Here is a 17516-nt window from a genome sequence, read left to right on the forward strand (position 1 = left end):
CCTTCTACAATAAGGTTGTGGTCTGTTTGCGGGAGTTTAATGTTTTTTACATCTATTTCGATGCCCTCGGCTGCCGCAGCACGATGCGGGGAGGCAGCCATTTTAAGGCGGTAAGCCTCCGGAAAAAATACTGCCTGCTCATGCGTCACCAGACTCTTTACAGTGTCGGTGTCAGTAAAATCGAGGCCTCCGGCCTGCACGGGTTTCCAATAATCTGCCTGGAGGGACTCGGTAAGTATGGCAGCGGCAACTGTTTTGCCTACGTCCGTTCCGATGCCTGTTACAAAGTAGCGTTTCATGTGTGTCTCTTAATGGCGCCTACAAGCCCATCAATTTCCTGTTGAGTGTTAAACGAATGGACAATGAGCCGTAACCGTTCGCTTCCTTTCGGAACGGTAGGGCTCATGACCGGGCGAATGTCGTATCCTTGGTTCTGTAATGCCAAAGCCAGGGGCTTCAGCTGCTGCGCATCCGGCACAAAAACAGATAGAATAACACTGTTTTGTGGGGTGCAGCTAATTGTTTCTATATCATTTAACTGGTTAAATAAATAAGCCGACAGTTGCTTTACCTCCTCCCGGTCCTGATGCAGGGTAGGCAGCAGCTGGTAAGCACCTTTAAGTGCCAGAACAGCGTGAGTCGGCAACGCGGTGGTATAAATAAAAGCGCGACTGTAGTTCACCAGAAATTGGCGCAGCACAGCCGGACCTACTACCGCTGCTCCATGGCAACCCATGGCTTTGCCGTAGGTCAATACTCTGGCAAAAACCTTTTTTTCCATCCCCAACTCCACTACCAGGCCTTCGCCGTTGGGGCCGTATAAGCCAATTGCATGTGCTTCATCTACTACTAAAGCGGCCTTAAACTCCTGGCATAGCTCCACCAGTTGCACTAAGGGAGCCTGGTCGCCGTCCATCGAGTACACCGATTCTACTACCACAAACACCTGCCCGCTGGCGTGCTGCAGCTTTTGACGCAGGTCTTCCAGGCTGTTGTGCCGGAAGGAGTAGGATTTGGCAAAACTAAGCCGCATGCCATCTTTAAGCGAGGCATGGCTGGCTTCGTCGTAAAAAACAGTGTCGCCACGTTGCGGCACCGCCGATAACAGCCCCACGTTGGCACTGTAACCCGAATTAAAAAGCAAGGCAGCTTCTGCTTTATGGAAGCGGGCAATCTCCGTTTCCAGTTCCTCCATCAGGGGCCAGTTACCAGACAGAAGCCTGGAGCCGGTTGCACCAATGGGGAGCTGCCAATATTTTTCCGATTCCTGCTGTATAAGCCGCTTCAGGTTCTCAGACCTTGCCAGGCCCAGGTAATCGTTTGAGCAGAAGTCGGTAAGGTTGCCGGTGAACCGGAGCTGCCGTAGGTTTCCCTGGGCTTCGCGCTCTGCCAGTTTACCGGCTAACTTCTCTTCTAAGGCCTTCCACATGTTTACCAATTGCCAGATGTTAAATAGTAGATGCTCTTACCTTTCGTTGTTTGTTCCTTTAATCTATGTCTTCACCTTTCGGAATCCGATATTGCACTGCCATCTTCAATAGGTCACAAGACGCAGGACACATGCCATAGGATTATTTTTTTTTCTGTAAAATTGGAAAAATCAAATGCTGATTTCTTCTAAGTTGTGTCGCCACCTATAGGTTATAGGTAGCTGTTTAAGCAGCTACAGTTAAACACAAGGGCTTTAGACCTTTGGATGAAATTCTACGAAACTCCTTCCGAAGGCTATTTTCATTTAAATAATTACCAGGCCGAATCGTGCAGTTACTTTTTAGCGGACGCAGGATCAGGGCACCTGTTATCAAATGCCTTCAGAAATAGAAGCTCCAGAAATTTAACAGGTTTCTGCTGCGACTTCTTTAAACGACTGGCGTGGTTGCAGGCCCAGGAGCTCAAACATAGCTTTGTCAGTGTCGAAATCAGGGTTAGGGGTGGTCAGCAACTTTTCGCCGGTAAAAATGGAGTTAGCACCTGCCAGAAAGCAAAGGGCCTGCTCCGTTACGCTCATCTGCTCGCGACCAGCCGAAAGTCGCACCATCGCTTGCGGCATCAGGATGCGGGCGGTGGCGATCATGCGTACCATCTCCCACACCGACACACGCGGCTGCTCTGCCAATGGCGTGCCTTTTACCGGCACCAGCGCATTAACCGGTACCGACTCGGGGTGCTGCGGCAGCGTGGAGAGCGTATGCAGCATGCCGATTCTGTCTTCGTCTGTCTCGCCTAAGCCAATAATGCCACCGCTGCAAACCGAAATACCTGCTTCGCGCACGTGCTCAAGTGTGTCGAGGCGGTCGTTGTAGGTGCGGGTGGTTATGATTTTATCGTAATGCTCCTCTGAGGTGTCGAGGTTGTGGTTATAGGCGTAGAGGCCGGCCTCTTTCAGGCGTTGCGCCTGGTACTCGTTCAGCATGCCCAGGGTGCAGCATACTTCCAGCCCCAGTTCGTTTACGCCTTTCACCATTTCCAGTACCTGGTCGAAGTCGCGGTTATCTCGGATCTCACGCCAGGCAGCGCCCATGCAAAAGCGGGTGGAGCCGCCTTCTTTGGCACGTTGCGCCGAGGTAAGCACCTGATCCTTGCTCAGCAGTTTATGCACATCCACACCTGTATGGTACCGGGCAGCCTGCGGACAATAAGAGCAGTCTTCCGGGCAACCACCTGTTTTTACCGAAAGCAAGGTACATACTTGTACTTCGCCGGTGGCCTGGTATTGCTTGTGCACAGTGGCAGCTTCAACGATCAGCTCCAGTACGGGCTTGTAATAAATAGCCTTTATCTCTTCCAGACTCCAGTTGTTGCGGAGGTCTGTTTTTTGTCCGTTTTGCGTCATGGTACTCGTGTTTAGAATGCGAAGGTAATCTCTAGATTCAACAATAAAAATTTGTTTTGCCTATTGCGAAAGTGGATAATTAGCTAATATACTAAAATAGTGGAGCTTGGCGGTGGAAAAGCCATTTGTTAATTTGTTTGTAAGTTTTCGGGAAGCCGCAGCTGAGTTGCCTGCACCAAAACCTTCGGCAGAATTATTCTAATGAAAATGACCTTCTGAAAGGATTTTATGGATTTTATACTAAGGGCAAGAAGGGAGATATTTCCTTTTCTATCGGGAGTTGATTAGGAGAGGAGTAAGGCCGGTTGAGATTTGGGTTGGTGTTTCATTTTTTCCATTGTTTTGCCAAGATCCTCCAGTTTTGTCATCCAGAAGGGATCTTGTGGGCGAGAGCCTTCTGCAAGAGCTACTGGCTTTGTAGCCTGAGTGAGCTGAGTTGCTAGTCTCTCTTTGGCTGCACCAGGTGCCTGTTTTATTGCTTATGCTTTTATTCTTCTTGTCTTAATAAAAACAGAACCTAAAAAATCAAGACCCGCCAAATAGAGGGCTCCTGCACCCCCACTCGCTGAACGGTGTTCGCTCTGTAGTAGCCGTAGAGAACCGGCTGTTTTATGGCTTTACCTGGTAATACCTTCAGGTTCGGGAAACACTAAGCTCGACTTTAACATTTTTGAAAACAGAAAAAGAATGCCTTCAGAGCGTAATTAAAGCACTTTTTAATTTTTGCATGTTATAAATTTACCCGACATTCAGAAATAGAAATGCCAATAGCATATAATTCACTGTTTGGCTGTTCTTGATTTCTAAAAATGCTAAAGTCGAGCTAAGAGGTCGTGTAAAAACAAAAAGAGCCAGCTGGTATAGCTGGCTCTTTTTACATTTGTTGTTTTAATAAAATTATACGTCTACGCGGGCGTACTTGGCATTGCGTTCTATAAAGTCGCGGCGTGGGCCTACCTCATCGCCCATGAGCATAGAGAACAGGTGATCGGCTTCTGCGGCAGAGTCGATAGATACACGCTTTAGGCTTCGGGAAGTAGGGTCCATGGTGGTGTTCCAGAGCTGCTCCGGGTTCATCTCTCCAAGACCTTTGTAACGCTGTACGTTCACAGTGTCTTCACGTCCTTTACCTACTTCGCGAATGGCATCTAGGCGATCTTGCTCGCTCCAGCAGTAGCGCTCTTCCTTGCCTTTTTTAACGAGGTAAAGCGGAGGTAGTGCAATGTAGATATAGCCATTCTCGATCAGCTCTTTCATGTAGCGGAAGAAGAAGGTGAGAATCAGCGTACGAATGTGTGATCCGTCTACATCCGCATCCGTCATGATGATGACTTTGTGGTAACGCAGTTTCTGCATGTTCAGGGCTTTGTCGTCTTCGGGAGTGCCAAAGCTCACGCCAAGAGCCGTGATCATGTTCTTGATCTCTTCGTTTTCGTAGATGCGGTGTTCCTGTGCTTTCTCCACATTCAGGATCTTGCCACGAAGCGGAAGAATGGCCTGAAACTTACGGTCGCGGCCCTGCTTGGCAGAACCACCCGCTGAGTCACCTTCCACCAGGTAGAGTTCGCAGTTCTCCGGGTTGCTATCGGAGCAGTCGGCGAGTTTACCAGGTAAGCTGGTGCCGGAAAGCACGTTTTTGCGCTGCACCATTTCGCGGGCCTTGCGGGCTGCAAAACGAGCTTGTGCCGCCAGTATTACCTTTTGCACAATAATACGCGCCTCTCTTGGATGTTCTTCCAGGTACTCGTTCAGCATTTCTCCTACTGCCACATCCACAGCACCCGAAACCTCTGAGTTACCCAGTTTGGTTTTGGTCTGACCTTCGAACTGCGGCTCTGCTACTTTCACTGAGATTACAGCCGTCAAACCTTCCCGGAAGTCATCACCGGCAATATCAATCTTCACCTTGTCGAGCATGCCCGATTTTTCGGCGTAGCTTTTCAGGGTGCGGGTAAGTGCTCTCCTGAAACCGGCCACGTGTGTGCCTCCTTCGATGGTATTGATGTTGTTTACGTAAGAGAAAATATTCTCTGAGTAGGAGGTGTTATACTGCAGCGCAATTTCTACGGGAACGCCGTTTTTCTCGCTTTCAACGTGTATAGGTTCCGGTATCAGGTTCTCCCGGGTCTCGTCGAGGTAGGCCACAAACTCCTTTAAGCCACCTTCCGATAAAAATGAATCTGTCAGCAATGGCTGTCCTTCTTCGTCGAGTTCGCGCAGGTCCTGCAGGTTAATCCGGATGCCTTTGTTCAGGAACGAAAGCTCCCGCATACGGCTCTGGATGGTATCGTACTTATATTCGGTGGTGGTGAAAATAGAGCCGTCAGGCTTAAACTGCACCGTGGTACCGGTTTTGTCTGTAACACCGATTTCGCGCACCGGGTACTGCGGCGCGCCAATATTAAAGTGTTGTTCAAAAATTTTGCCGTTGCGGTGTACTGTTACGTGCAGGTCGGTAGAGAGCGCGTTAACGCAGGAAACCCCTACGCCGTGCAAACCTCCCGATACTTTATAGGTGTCTTTATCGAATTTACCTCCGGCGTGCAGTACCGTCATTACTACCTCCAGGGCAGAGCGGCCTTCTTTCTGGTGAAAGTCAGTTGGGATGCCCCGCCCGTTGTCGGAAACGGTAACGGAGTTATCGGGATTTATGGTAACTGAAATTTCGTCGCAATGGCCGGCCATGGCCTCATCGATGGAGTTATCGACTACTTCCCACACCAGGTGGTGCAGGCCCTTTATACCAATATCGCCAATGTACATGGCAGGTCGCTTGCGGACTGCTTCGAGCCCTTCCAGCACCTGAATACTATCTGCTGAATAATTATTTGCTACTTGTTTTTCTTCCACTTCACTCATGTGTGTAAAAAGATACATTAATAGGTAAAATTACCACTTTAATTTCGTTTTAGCTATACTTTTATAACCAACAACTGCTGTTTTATGCAGGCGCAATCGCAGTGTCGGCTTCAGTTGAGCCTAACCTTTCTATAACAACAAATTAAGGCTTTAGGTGCCTCTTATGCCACTATACTAGTTGCAGGTATCAAATCAAGGTTAGAGCAGGAAGGGGAGGAGCTATAATGTATCTTTTGCCAACAGGAGGGGTTGTTCCTTTAGCTTCTTTTGCTGGTGTCTCTGCTGCTTCATAGCATAAAAGGTAACTGGTAGACGTTGCTGCAAGTGGTAGCAAGTATCCTGAATAATCAGAATCCTGATTTGAATACCTTACTTTAAACAGGATATAAGTATTTAGACACACGACTTTTCGTTCTGTTAAAATTGAAGAGGTAAAACTTTATATGCAGTAAGGTTCAGTCACAGTTCATAGTGTTAGTTTGGAATTTCGTTGTTTAGGTTGTTCATTCTGAATGAATTAGCTAGATAAAGTACCTGCAAATGGTATTTTAGACTGGTAAAGCAGAAGCTTCATTAATAAATAATAAACAGAAACAAAAGGTAGTTTTCGAAAATAGCCTAACGGGTATTAGTTTTGATAAATTTTTAATGAAATCGCTTGAAAGAGTTAGTTGTTTGAAGTTTTTTAAATTTATCGGTTATTTTTTGCTTTATTTTCATTGTAAAATATTTTTTATTAAAATATTTTGAATGTTAAAAAACTTCGCTTTATATTTGTAGCACATAAAGACACTGTAGGGTGTTGAAACTGGCAGACAAGCCCTCCTCTCTCGGGGGTGGAGAATCCGGGATAAAGCAATTATATTTTTTAATCAACTAAAGAATTTTGCCTAACTACTTCGTGGAGGTTCGATTCCTTCCCCTACAGCGAAAGCCCCACCTGAAAAGGTAGGGCTTTTTTTATTTCTGGCAATGCGTACTACCCTTGGCTGTTTTTAGATAAAAATGCTTTTGAAGGCCAATTTCATTAGATTAATCTCGTAGTGCATGCATCCAAATAAGATTTATTGGGTAGACCCTTGGCACATTTCAGATGAAAATCCTTAGGAAGGCTATTTTTATTAGAATAATTTGTAATCTGATATTGAAATAGAGATTTATTTATCCGACAAAACTTACGTGCATGCACTTCGTGTAGCATAAAGGTTAAATTGTTGTGTATTCTGTTCCAATGCAGGAATGTTGCCGGTGAAAACAGGCGGCAACAGTGAAAAGTGAAGCAGATAAAGGACTATTTATGCAGGACTAGCCGGCAAAGAACAGTAGAAGGCTACAAGACAAAACGCCCGGACTTATACAGGTCCGGGCGCTCGTATGTACACATCTGAAAATCTATGTAAGCTTACATCAGGCTTTTGTAAATCGTGAAGCTGGAGATGGCAACTATCAGGATACCAACCATCAGCATGAGGGTTTTAGGTTTTATCTTTTTAGCCATAAACGCTCCGATCGGGGCAGCCACTACGCCACCGGTAATCAGGCCCAGCACAATCTGCCAGCTATCGATGCCAACAAAGAAAAGAAAGACTCCTGTGCTGAAGAAGGCTACAAAAAATTCGGCAGTGTTAACAGTGCCAATGGTTTCGTTGGGTGTTTTACCTTGTAGTATAAGGTTTGAAGTTACGATTGGTCCCCAGCCGCCGCCGCCAACTGCATCGAAAAAGCCACCGGTTAAGCCTAATAACGAGACCCGCTTCACTTCTTCTTTCGGTTTAATGTTCCGGAAGCTTTTAACAATGAGCAGCATACCAATCAGGAGCAGGTAACCCGACACATAAGGTTTCACCATGTTGCCATCAAAATAATCGGAGATAAGCCAGGCCCCGATAACCGCCCCTATAACACCGGGAATCACAATCTTGAGGAATAGTTTTGTGTTTACGTTCTTTAAAAAGAGATGCGACAAACCCGACACTCCTGTTGTGAAAACCTCTGCTGTGTGCACACTGGCCGACGCTACAGCCGGCGATACTCCAAAGTAGAGCAACAGCGAAGAGCAGCTTACCCCATAGGCCATGCCCAGTGCTCCGTCTACTATCTGGGCCAGAAAGCCGGCTGCCACAAATATAAGAAAGGTGCTATCGAAGGTTATGCTGTAGCTGGTATCGCTATACACCAGCACTTTTAGCGCCAGAAAAATAACCAAGCCTACTTTCAGTGCTATAATCAGCCGTCCAATGTGCTTTAGTGAAATTTTATTTGTCATTCCTTTTTAAGGTTACTTTATGGTAAATACTTAATCGTGCTATTTCTCTACTATAAAAATCGACTCCTGAGGAGCGTTGCTGAAACCAGTACAGGTAGCCTAACTCCAGAGCAAGCGCTTCTGTAACACCCCACTTTACACCCGCATACATCCTGTTCTGGTCGAACACGTTCTTGCCGATGGTTTTCCCGAAGTTGAGCATGGCCTCGTCATAGACTACCAGCCCCAGGTCCTCGGTCTCTTTTTTTACAAGCGGCACCTCAACCTGCAATCTGTATCGGAACCTGAAGTTAAAATTATAACCGGGCAGCAGGTCCTGTTCCTCCACCTTCCTGATAAAGCGTTCTTCGAGCATGTACCGGTGGTTCAGGTTAGCTTTCCCAAGTTTCTGCTTCAGGGTTATATCGTGCTGCACCCTCAGTTCCGGCACAACCAGGTCGCTTGTAGACCTGGGGTCCTGGGGGTACTGCAGGGCATACGTAATCCCCAAGCCTGCCTGCAAGTGCTCCGCCACCATGTACCTCCCCTGTGTTCGCATTACCAAGTGGTGTTGCTTCATGGGCGAGTGGAACATACGGTTATCTATTTCAGTCTGAAGCAGTAGCTTTGGGCTAATAGTAAGCTGGTTCTGGTAGCGCACCCAAAGCAAATCCTGCCGCTGTATGTTTTTAGTTGGCTGCACCTGTGCCAGCACCAGAACCGGAAAAAAAAATAAAAGCAAGAACAAAATCCGCATACTGCAGGTGTGAAAGCTAATTTTAACGCAATGTATATTAAATCTATTAAAGAGGTAGACAAACATTTAAAAATATTTTTGTTTACTTCAGGGGAGTCCAGGCTAAAGGCTTAAGCGCTTAAGTTTTGTAATTGTTTGTCTATAGCAACCGGAATATACTTAAACTAATAACAAATATTAGGGTGATAAGGGCTTAATTTGTTAACAAACAGTAAAATACAGCCAAGAAACAGATTAGCCTGTGTTTGTTTGGAGGATTTTATTTAGCGCAGCACTTATAGGTGCTTCTCTCTGCCTCTCCATTAGTAGGTGAAAGCAACTACTAGTGCTCCTCCAATTGAATTACTTAAGATTTTATGCCTCTGCAAAGGAATTTTAAGGAGGCCGGAGGCTGCAGAATAGTAAGCACGAGCGAGAACACTCGCGCCATCATAATTTTTTAATTTGGCGAAGCACTAGGTAGAGAAGTGTTAAATCTGGAAATCAATAGGTTGTTTAGACTCTTCTTCTAAAAAGGCATGAAGTGCTTCGAGATCGGTTAGGTAAGTGGTATCCAGAATAGCGGCTGTAGCATCGCGCACTTTCTTCATCACAATCCGGATTTCGCAGGTCGCCTCGTTCTGGCACTCGTCGCACTTGCGGTAGTATAGGTGGCTTACGCATGGTATTTGTGCCAAGGGTCCATCTATCATCCTGATAATATTGCCAACCGATATCTCAGAGGGTTCCTTGGCTAAAGAATAACCACCTCGCTTGCCCCTCACACTATGTAAAATGCCATTCGTTTTCAGGTCAACCAGAATTGCCTCCAGAAACTTACGCGGTATCCGTTCTTTTTCGGCTATGTCAGAAATGTTGACTAACCCGGCTTGCTGTTGCTTTGTAAGATAAACGAGTGCTTTAAGAGCGTATTTTGCTTTTTTTGAAAGCATGAAAAGTTCCTTTTGGTGTTGCCTGCAAAGTTACGGAAATGAAAGGGAATCCGAAAATTAATAGTTTCCGCCCCGGCTTGGCCCCACCTCCGCAGCATTTTTTGATTGTGCGTTGCTGAATAGTTGATTACTGATTGTTGTTTTGGGAATGTTGCACTTCGGAGGTGCAACGCAGCCAATTCATAACTATTTACTTCTTAACGTTTATTACCAACAGAAAATCCGAAGGTAACGCGGGTGTCGTTTTTTTTGCGGCCTGGTTCCACAATGCTTTCGTAGGTGTTCTCGAAGTTGCTTCTAATGGTTACCCACCTTGTCAATGGTAATTCTACTGAGATGATCGTGTTCCAGCGCAGGTTCGAAAAGTCTTCGAGCGATGGCAGGAAAAAGGTGGTGTGGGAGAGGCGGATGCGTTTGTTCTGGAAAGAGTGCTTACCCCGAAGACGCGCAGAATTACGTTGCGTTACAATGGTAGGCCTCTCCCGAAAGTTAGTAGATTCGTGTATAATGGCGTTTGTAAAAGATAATTCGTGCCTTTCGTTTTTCAGAAGCTTAAATCCTACACCTGCTCCTGCTAATTGCCGCAGGTCGATGCGCCGCAGGTTGCTACGCTCCAGCGTACCCATGGCAAAGCCGTATATCTTGTTTTGCTTTAGTACCTCAATGTTCATATCGGTGTACCACTCCCGCTCCGCCAGCAATTGGTTTTGCCGCCCATAGGCAAACCGTGGGTTGGTGGTAATGGTTATAGCCGGACCACCAAAAACTGCCTCGGTGCGCAGCACCACCAGGCTACGGTCTACGTTGCCCCAGCTAAAGTTACCGTCGCCGATAAAGCGGTAGCTAACCGAGTCGATGAGTACAAAACGCGGCACTACCAGGCTATCGGGTGGGGGAGCCAGAAGAGTGTCTTGTGCCGGAACTGGTGGCGAAGGTGGTACCACAACGGGTTGTTGTGCAAAAGCAGCGGGTGCGCTACAAAAAACGGCAAGCAGTACAGAAAGTGATGCGAGTAGGGTGGATGCAATTCTTCTCATTACCCGAAGGTCGGGAAAACCCGGCTATATGCAAAAAAATGTTACCGCTTATCATGGATTTGAGGGTGTGTACGACAAAGCACAGTTGTCATCCTGCCAAGGATCTTGTGGACGAGAAGCTCCTTCCTGAAACTTTAAGAAAATCCTGTTAATCCACTAATCCTAATTCAGACAAAAAGCCTTTGGAAGGCCAATTTCATTAGAATAATCGCTCCAGAACCTTTAAAATAATTTAATGGCACTTAGTGTAGCACACAACTAAATTATTTGATGATTGAATACTTGACTAACCAATAATTAAAAATGTTATCAATAATTTTCCTGAAAATTGGTGTTGATTAAAAATTATTATATATTTGTCTACTATTTCTATAGACTATAAAATAAAAATTAGTGCTACCGTTATAAGCTACCAGAAAAAATAAAGCCAATGAAAAATATATACTCAATCAGATCACATGAAGGTTTGTCAACTTTCGAATCAAACGACATAGTTTTAATGCAGAACCGCATCTGCTGTTGTTGCTGATTTCTATTTCTCTTCTTAACAAGTTTCAGAATAAATTTACCCAGATTTTCGCTGATACTGTCTGGTACACAGTCGCAATGTAAAATCCTGGTTCTCCTTCTGGATTTTTTTCCAGCGATAAAGAACATGTTTAACACAGTGTGTATGCCTGCAGCAAAGGTGTACAGGTGCTGTATTGACTAAAAAAGCTTTCCCGGTTTTTAGTGCCTCTGGTACAGGCACCGGCCGGGAAAGCAGGTAATAAATACTAACACACAAATTTAGCAATTATGAAAAATTTACTACTACAAAGTAGTAAGGTTTTGCTGTTGTTGGCAGCCGCCAATGTAGCAGGCCCGGCAGCAGCAAACGCCACTTTACATACACCGACTTCTCTTTCTGCAACTATACACCTTCAAGCTAAACTGCAACCACTGCAAAACCCTATCACAGGCAAGGTGACTTCTGCTAAAGGAGAGCCGCTGCCAGGTGTAACAGTAGTGCTGAAAGGAAGCAGTACAGGTACTATTACTGATCTCGATGGCAACTTTAGCCTGCCATTAAACCAAAACAACGGCACCCTTGTCTTCTCTTATGTTGGCTATCAGACAAAGGAACTGGCCTATACCGGGCAGCAGCGCCTGCGGGTAAGCCTGTCAGAAGATGCCAGGGCCTTGAGTGAGGTGGTAGTAGTGGGCTATGGAATGCAGGAGCGTAAAAACCTGATTGGCTCCATCGCCAAAGTAGATCCATCAGAGACAAAAGGAATAGCCGTAGGTAGCCTCGATGCGCAGTTGCAGGGCAAGGTGGCAGGCGTGCAGATTTCCTCTCCGACGGGTGTGCCGGGAGAGGCCTCTAACATTCGTGTGCGCGGCGCTACCTCCATCAACGCCAGTAACGATCCGCTTTATGTAATAGACGGGGTGTTCATCAACGGTAACAGCCTCCAAACCTTAAATACTGGCGGCAAGGCTACTTCTCCTATAGCAGACATTAATCCTTCCGATATTGAAAGTATTGAGGTACTAAAAGATGCTACCGCAACAGCCCTTTATGGGGCAAGGGGAGCAAATGGTGTGGTAATCGTAACAACCAGGCGTGGAAATTACAATCAGAAACCAAAAATATCCTTCAATACCTCTCATGGCTGGGCGAAAGCGGTAAAGCTGTGGGACCTGACCACAGGTCCGGAACATGCCGAACTGGTAAATGAGCATTGGGTCAATACCGGCCTGGATAATCCTGCGCTGAACAGGACAGAAGCAAACAGGCCTTACCGCCCGGTAGCGGAAGGCGGCAGGGGGCTGCCGGAAGAGCAGCAGACTTACGACAGGTTAAGCGAGGTATTCCGGACGGCCGCTATCCAGAACTATGACTTATCCCTGAGTGGGGGCACCAGCACTACTAAATACTATATCAGCGGGGGCTACACGAACCAGGAATCCATTTTAAAGCCAATCGGGTTTGAACGGGCCAGTTTTAAAGTAAACCTCGACCAGAACGTTAGCGATAAGGTAAAAGTAGGAACCAGCAACTCCTTCTCCAGGACCGTGCGCAACCAGGGCAGGGCAGGAGACGGTCCGCGCGGCGGGCTGCTGCAGGCGGCCCTGCACTCGCCTACGGTTTTGTCGCCATACAATGCGAGCGGTGAACTTGTTGGCCGGGCCGGTTTCGATAACGTAACGCTGCTGCTGGAGAACTACGATGTAAACACCACCAGCTTGCGCTACATTGGCAACCTGTATGCGGAGGCGGAACTGCTGCCAAACCTGAAATTTAAAACAAGCTTCGGCGTAGATTATAATAATTACGACGAGTCGGAGTACTGGAACACCTTCTTAATTGAAGGAAGTCAGGGAGGTCTGGCCACCTCCAGCCTCACCCAATATTCCAGCCTGCTAAACGAGCAGACGCTGTTTTATAAGAAGACGCTGAGCGAGAAACATACACTAGGCGTACTGGTGGGAAATACCCTGCAGAAAGACGTGCTTTCCCGCACCTACGCCGAGGGCAGGGGCTTTGCTAACAATGAGTTCAAAATCATTTCCTCAGCTGCCACAACGCTCGGCTCCCAAAGCTGGTCTGCCAATACGCTGGCTTCCTTCTTCTCCAGAATAGACTATAACTATGGCGGCAAGTACTTGCTCGATATTAGCTTCCGGGCAGATGGTTCCTCCCGCTTTGGGGCAAACAATAAGTGGGGCTATTTTCCGGCGGTTGGCGCTGCCTGGCGTGTAAAAGAAGAGAACTTCCTGCGGGATGTGGAGGCGCTGAGCGACCTGAAGCTAAAAACCAGCTACGGTATTACCGGCAACCAGGGTGGCATCAGCAACTTTGCGGCCCAAGGCCTCTGGACAGGCGGTACTCCCTATCAGGATAATCCGGGTACAGCGCCACAGCAACTGGGCAATCCCGACCTGAAGTGGGAGGAGACCCGGCAGTTTAACCTGGGCTTAGAAGCTGGCTTTATCAACAACAGGCTGGCCCTGGAGGCAAATGTGTACCATAAATACACCACCAACGGGCTGCTCCAGATACCGCTCCCTGCCACCACCGGCTTCAGCTCTTACTGGAGCAATGCCGCTGAGATCAGCAACAAAGGCTTTGAGCTGGGCATCAACTCCGTTAACGTCAACACAAACGACTTTACCTGGTCTACCAGTTTTAACATTGCCCGCAACATCAACAAGATTGAGAAGCTGGAAAACCCCTTGCGCTATGGCAGCCGCGACCTTATTCTGCAGCAGGAAGGGCACCCGCTGTACTCGTTCTGGGTCTATAACCAACTCTACGTAGACCCACAGACAGGCGATGCCGTGTACGAAGATGTGAACCAGGACGGCCGGATTACAACAGAAGACCGGCTGATTGTGGGCGATATCTGGCCCAAATATTTTGGTGGTCTTACCAACAACTTCACCTATAAAGGCTTCGACCTCTCGGCATTTCTGGCTTTCCAGTTTGGCAACAAAGTATATAACCATAATGCTTTCTTTGGCGAGGCAGGCGGGGCCCGCGATGAGGCCCGCGTTATTTTTGCCAACAACCTGAACAGGTGGCAGCAGCCAGGCGACATAACCGATGTGCCCCGCATAGATGGCATTAATATCAACAACTATCGCGATGGGGGTAGCCGCTGGCTGGAAGACGGTTCCTTTGTGCGTCTGCGCTCTCTGAACCTGGGCTACACCCTGCCGAAGAACCTGACAGAGAAACTGCACCTAGAAACGCTGCGACTTTACTTCTCCGGCACCAACCTGTTCCTGCTTACACAATACACCGGGGCAGATCCCGAATCAAGCGCCAGCTCATCGCCCAATGCACAAGGCATCGACTTAGGAACGCCGCCACAGCCACGTACCCTGCAGTTCGGCCTGAACCTGACTCTTTAATTGGGCTTTTCAGCCAAAAAGGTAAACAGTTTTTACATTTTTAATTCTTGATTTCATGAAAAGTATATATGCGTATCAGCCTCTAAAAAAACAATTCCTGGTCGTGCTCCTGCTTCTTGGTTTCAGCTCCTGCGAGGAGTTCCTGAATGTAAAGCCAGCTGAGTCGGTGTCGGATGAGGTGACCATTGTAAACAAGCTTTCGGCTGAAACAGCGGTTAGGGGCGTATACAGTGCCTTGGCCAGCGGTAGTTACTATGGCACATCCTTCCAGTCGATCGGCTACCTCTCCGGCGACAATGTGCAATGGACGGGCTCGCAGTCGCAGGTGCAGGAATTTATCAACCACCAGGTAAACGCAGAGAACTCCACCATCGGCAGTGCCTGGGTGGCTATCTACCGTACCATAAACCGGGCAAACAATGTTATCAGCAAAGTGCCTGCTGTTGCCGATCCAACCTTTACGCAGGAGCAGAAGAACCAGCTGGTTGGGGAAGCCTATTTTATCAGGGCATTAGCCTACTTCGACCTGGCCCGCACTTTTGGCGGTGTCCCGATCATTACAGCACCTACTATTTCTCCAACAGATAACCGGGGTATAGCCCGCGCCTCCGTGGACGAGACGTACGCCCAGGTTCTGAGCGATCTGGAGGCGGCAGAACCTTTGCTGTCGCTCACAACCGACAGGTACCGGGCTACCCGCAAAACAGTATGGGCCCTGAAGGCGCGCTATTACCTGTACCGCCAGAATTGGGAGCAGGCAGAGGAGTTTGCTTCCAAACTGATCAGTGATTCAGATTTCAGGTTATTGAAGCCATACAGCGCTTTTTTCGCGGGTAATGTGCGGGGAACGCAGGAGTCGGTATTTGAGGTGTTTTACAATGGTACCACCGAGGTGAACGGCCATCGCAACCAATGGCAGCCACAGGCGAACGGCGGCACGCGGCAATGGGCACCCAGCGATGCCGTTATCGCCCTACTAAACAACCCGGAGATAGGTGGTAACCGGAATGTGCTGGTGGCCCAGGACAACCAGAACCGCTGGTACGGCACCCTCTACTACCGCACACCGGGATCCGACCCCTCTTATATTTTCAGGATAGCCGAACTGTACCTGATACGGGCGGAGGCCCGGGCACAGCGCGATAACCTGGCAGGCGCAAAAGCAGACCTGGATGCGGTGCGCGACAGGGCCGGGCTGGCAGGCGCAGCCGCTGCAAGCAAAGCAGACCTGCTGCTGGCGATAGAGGATGAGCGGCGGGTAGAATTCGCGCAGGAGCCGCATCGGTGGTTCGACCTGGTGCGTACCGGCCGCGCTCCTGCCGTGCTCAACATAAGCGACGAAAACCGCCTGGTGTTGCCCATTCCTATAGACCAACTGCTGGCCGACAAGGCGCTGCAACAGAACCTGGGTTACTAAGAGGCTGCCTTGCCGCGGCAATTTTAAAACTTAAAAAAACAAAAACATGGCTACAGTCGAAACACCGCATACGTCACACAAGCGAGAGGTCGCTGAAACTGCGCCAGACCTGCAAGGCAGGCAGTCCGGAACAGGCTGGAGTGAAACAGAAAAGATAGCATTCCGTTTTTTCGCCATCTACTTTTTCCTGCAGGCTGTGCCGCTGGACTGGAAGTATTTCCAAAAGTTGCTGTCTGTGAACTGGCTCGACCTGCACTTTCGCGATATCTTCTACATCAGCCGCTATACTCCCCGTTTCTTCTCTGGAGAGGCCGCAGGCTGGGGCATCGGCACCTTTACCGATTGGGCTGGCATTGCTGTGGTGGCTGCTATCGGAGCCGCGTTCTGGACCTATCGCGATCGCGATAGCCAGGGTTATAAGAGATTGTACTACAGCCTGCGGGTGCTGCTACGCTACCGGCTGGCGGCCGCCTTGCTGGCTTATGGCTTCATCAAGTTTTTCCCGATGCAGATGCCGTATCCTTCGCTCAGCAACCTGAACACGAACTACGGCGATCTCACCGCCTGGAAAATTTTTGCCATGAGTGCGGGTATTGTGCCGGGTTACCAGTCGTTTCTGGGGCTGGTAGAGATACTGGGGGCACTTTTCCTGCTTCACCGCAAGACCACCATTATCGGGCTGCTCATTATCCTGCCTTTTCATGGCAACGTGTTTATGTCGAACCTGGCCTATGAGGGGGGGGAGCACGTGTATAGCTTGTACCTGATCAGTATCGCCTTATTCCTGCTGGCGTATGATGTGCCGCGGCTGTACGATTTGCTCGTGCTGCAGCGCCCGGCCAAACCAAGTAGCTTAAAGCCGGTATTTACGGCAGGTTACCTCAAAACGAGCCGGCTGCTGTTGAAAACCGCTTTTATTTTCTTCTTTGTGTTTGTGTACGGGTACAAGACCTATGCCAGCTACCGCACCGGCCCTTATCATTACCCTGCCACGCCCGGTTTGGCCAATGCTGCCGGCCTGTACAATGTAAGCGAGTTCCGCCTGAACGGGCAGCCGATTCCATACTCCAAAACTGACCCACAGCGCTGGCAGGATGTGGTGTTTGAGGAGTGGAGTACACTGAGCATAAAATCGAACCGCCCGGTGCAACTGGAAACGGCAGATACAGAAGAAATAGCTGGCGAGCAGGAAGCCCGACCTTACGAAGAAGCGGGTGCCGCCGGCCGGCATTATTACCAATACACTGTCGATACGGCACAAAAGGTACTGGTGCTGGAAAACAAGAACAGGCATCACCAGGGAGAGAAGTTTACCTTAAAATACACCCGCCCCGCCGCCACCCGCATTATCCTGTCTGGCGTGAACGAGCAGCAGGATTCTGTTTACGTGGTGCTGGACAAACTGGATAAGAAATATTTGCTTGAGGAGGTAGACAAACGCGGCGGCAGAAGAGGAGAATTTAAACTCTGAGGCGCAACAGGCACATAAGCGGTAAACCAAATTATTTGCATGAAAATAGCCTTCCAGAGCAGTCA

At 48.4% G+C, this 17516-nt stretch carries 11 protein-coding genes; 3 read left to right on the forward strand and 8 right to left on the reverse strand.

From position 1 onward, the window contains the following. From FVR03_RS06520 to FVR03_RS06555, 8 genes are all read right to left on the reverse strand, one after another. The coding region (locus FVR03_RS06520; protein WP_147920934.1) for an AAA family ATPase at nucleotides 1–299 on the reverse strand (299 nt) is incomplete at its 3' end. Further along, nucleotides 296–1429, reverse strand: a complete 1134-nt coding sequence (locus FVR03_RS06525) for an aminotransferase class I/II-fold pyridoxal phosphate-dependent enzyme (RefSeq protein ID WP_147920935.1) — start codon at nucleotides 1427–1429, stop codon at nucleotides 296–298. The genes FVR03_RS06520 and FVR03_RS06525, both read right to left, overlap by 4 nt. Before the next feature lie 405 nt (nucleotides 1430–1834). Then, nucleotides 1835–2833, reverse strand: a complete 999-nt coding sequence (gene bioB / locus FVR03_RS06530) for a biotin synthase BioB (protein ID WP_147920936.1) — start codon at nucleotides 2831–2833, stop codon at nucleotides 1835–1837. Between the two features lie 897 nt (nucleotides 2834–3730). Continuing rightward, nucleotides 3731–5692 (reverse strand): DNA topoisomerase (ATP-hydrolyzing) subunit B, encoded by a 1962-nt coding sequence (gene gyrB / locus FVR03_RS06535; RefSeq protein WP_147920937.1) that lies wholly within the window; start codon nucleotides 5690–5692, stop codon nucleotides 3731–3733. A gap of 1402 nt (nucleotides 5693–7094) precedes the next feature. Continuing rightward, nucleotides 7095–7958: a sulfite exporter TauE/SafE family protein gene (locus FVR03_RS06540; protein ID WP_147920938.1), complete on the reverse strand. Its 864-nt coding sequence runs from the start codon at nucleotides 7956–7958 to the stop codon at nucleotides 7095–7097. Beyond that, the gene (locus FVR03_RS06545) at nucleotides 7948–8694 is read right to left on the reverse strand and encodes a DUF2490 domain-containing protein (RefSeq protein ID WP_187270068.1); all 747 of its coding nucleotides are present in this window, start codon (nucleotides 8692–8694) and stop codon (nucleotides 7948–7950) included. The genes FVR03_RS06540 and FVR03_RS06545 overlap by 11 nt, the downstream gene beginning before the upstream one ends. Before the next feature lie 470 nt (nucleotides 8695–9164). Next, nucleotides 9165–9626, reverse strand: a complete 462-nt coding sequence (locus FVR03_RS06550) for an RrF2 family transcriptional regulator (RefSeq protein ID WP_147920940.1) — start codon at nucleotides 9624–9626, stop codon at nucleotides 9165–9167. Between the two features lie 197 nt (nucleotides 9627–9823). After that, the gene (locus FVR03_RS06555; protein WP_147920941.1) at nucleotides 9824–10663 is read right to left on the reverse strand and encodes a DUF481 domain-containing protein; all 840 of its coding nucleotides are present in this window, start codon (nucleotides 10661–10663) and stop codon (nucleotides 9824–9826) included. 798 nt (nucleotides 10664–11461) lie between these two features. On the opposite strand from FVR03_RS06555, the gene FVR03_RS06560 reads away from it, so the two are divergent. Genes FVR03_RS06560 through FVR03_RS06570 form a run of 3 tightly spaced genes read left to right on the forward strand, consistent with a single transcriptional unit; the run spans nucleotide 11462 to nucleotide 17451 of the window. Further along, complete coding sequence (locus tag FVR03_RS06560; protein WP_147920942.1) at nucleotides 11462–14563, forward strand: SusC/RagA family TonB-linked outer membrane protein; 3102 nt, start codon at nucleotides 11462–11464, stop codon at nucleotides 14561–14563. A 55-nt stretch (nucleotides 14564–14618) separates the two neighbouring features. After that, a complete protein-coding gene (locus tag FVR03_RS06565) occupies nucleotides 14619–15980 on the forward strand; it encodes a RagB/SusD family nutrient uptake outer membrane protein (RefSeq protein ID WP_147920943.1) in 1362 nt (453 codons plus the stop codon). Between the two features lie 46 nt (nucleotides 15981–16026). Beyond that, complete coding sequence (locus tag FVR03_RS06570) at nucleotides 16027–17451, forward strand: DoxX family protein (RefSeq protein WP_255474095.1); 1425 nt, start codon at nucleotides 16027–16029, stop codon at nucleotides 17449–17451. The last annotated feature ends 65 nt before the right edge of the window (nucleotides 17452–17516 follow it).

The sequence above is a fragment of the Pontibacter qinzhouensis genome, assembly GCF_008017455.1.
GTDB classification, from domain to species: domain Bacteria; phylum Bacteroidota; class Bacteroidia; order Cytophagales; family Hymenobacteraceae; genus Pontibacter; species Pontibacter qinzhouensis.

Bases quoted from the DNA above. Each gene is read 5' to 3' on its own strand.
- FVR03_RS06545 (WP_187270068.1), bottom strand. From the start codon at position 8,694: ATGCGGATTTTGTTCTTGCTTTTATTTTTTTTTCCGGTTCTGGTGCTG.
- bioB (WP_147920936.1), bottom strand. From the start codon at position 2,833: ATGACGCAAAACGGACAAAAAACAGACCTCCGCAACAACTGGAGTCTG.
- FVR03_RS06560 (WP_147920942.1), top strand. From the start codon at position 11,462: ATGAAAAATTTACTACTACAAAGTAGTAAGGTTTTGCTGTTGTTGGCA.
- FVR03_RS06540 (WP_147920938.1), bottom strand. From the start codon at position 7,958: ATGACAAATAAAATTTCACTAAAGCACATTGGACGGCTGATTATAGCA.
- FVR03_RS06570 (WP_255474095.1), top strand. From the start codon at position 16,027: ATGGCTACAGTCGAAACACCGCATACGTCACACAAGCGAGAGGTCGCT.
- FVR03_RS06550 (WP_147920940.1), bottom strand. From the start codon at position 9,626: ATGCTTTCAAAAAAAGCAAAATACGCTCTTAAAGCACTCGTTTATCTT.
- FVR03_RS06565 (WP_147920943.1), top strand. From the start codon at position 14,619: ATGAAAAGTATATATGCGTATCAGCCTCTAAAAAAACAATTCCTGGTC.
- FVR03_RS06525 (WP_147920935.1), bottom strand. From the start codon at position 1,429: ATGTGGAAGGCCTTAGAAGAGAAGTTAGCCGGTAAACTGGCAGAGCGC.
- FVR03_RS06555 (WP_147920941.1), bottom strand. From the start codon at position 10,663: ATGAGAAGAATTGCATCCACCCTACTCGCATCACTTTCTGTACTGCTT.
- gyrB (WP_147920937.1), bottom strand. From the start codon at position 5,692: ATGAGTGAAGTGGAAGAAAAACAAGTAGCAAATAATTATTCAGCAGAT.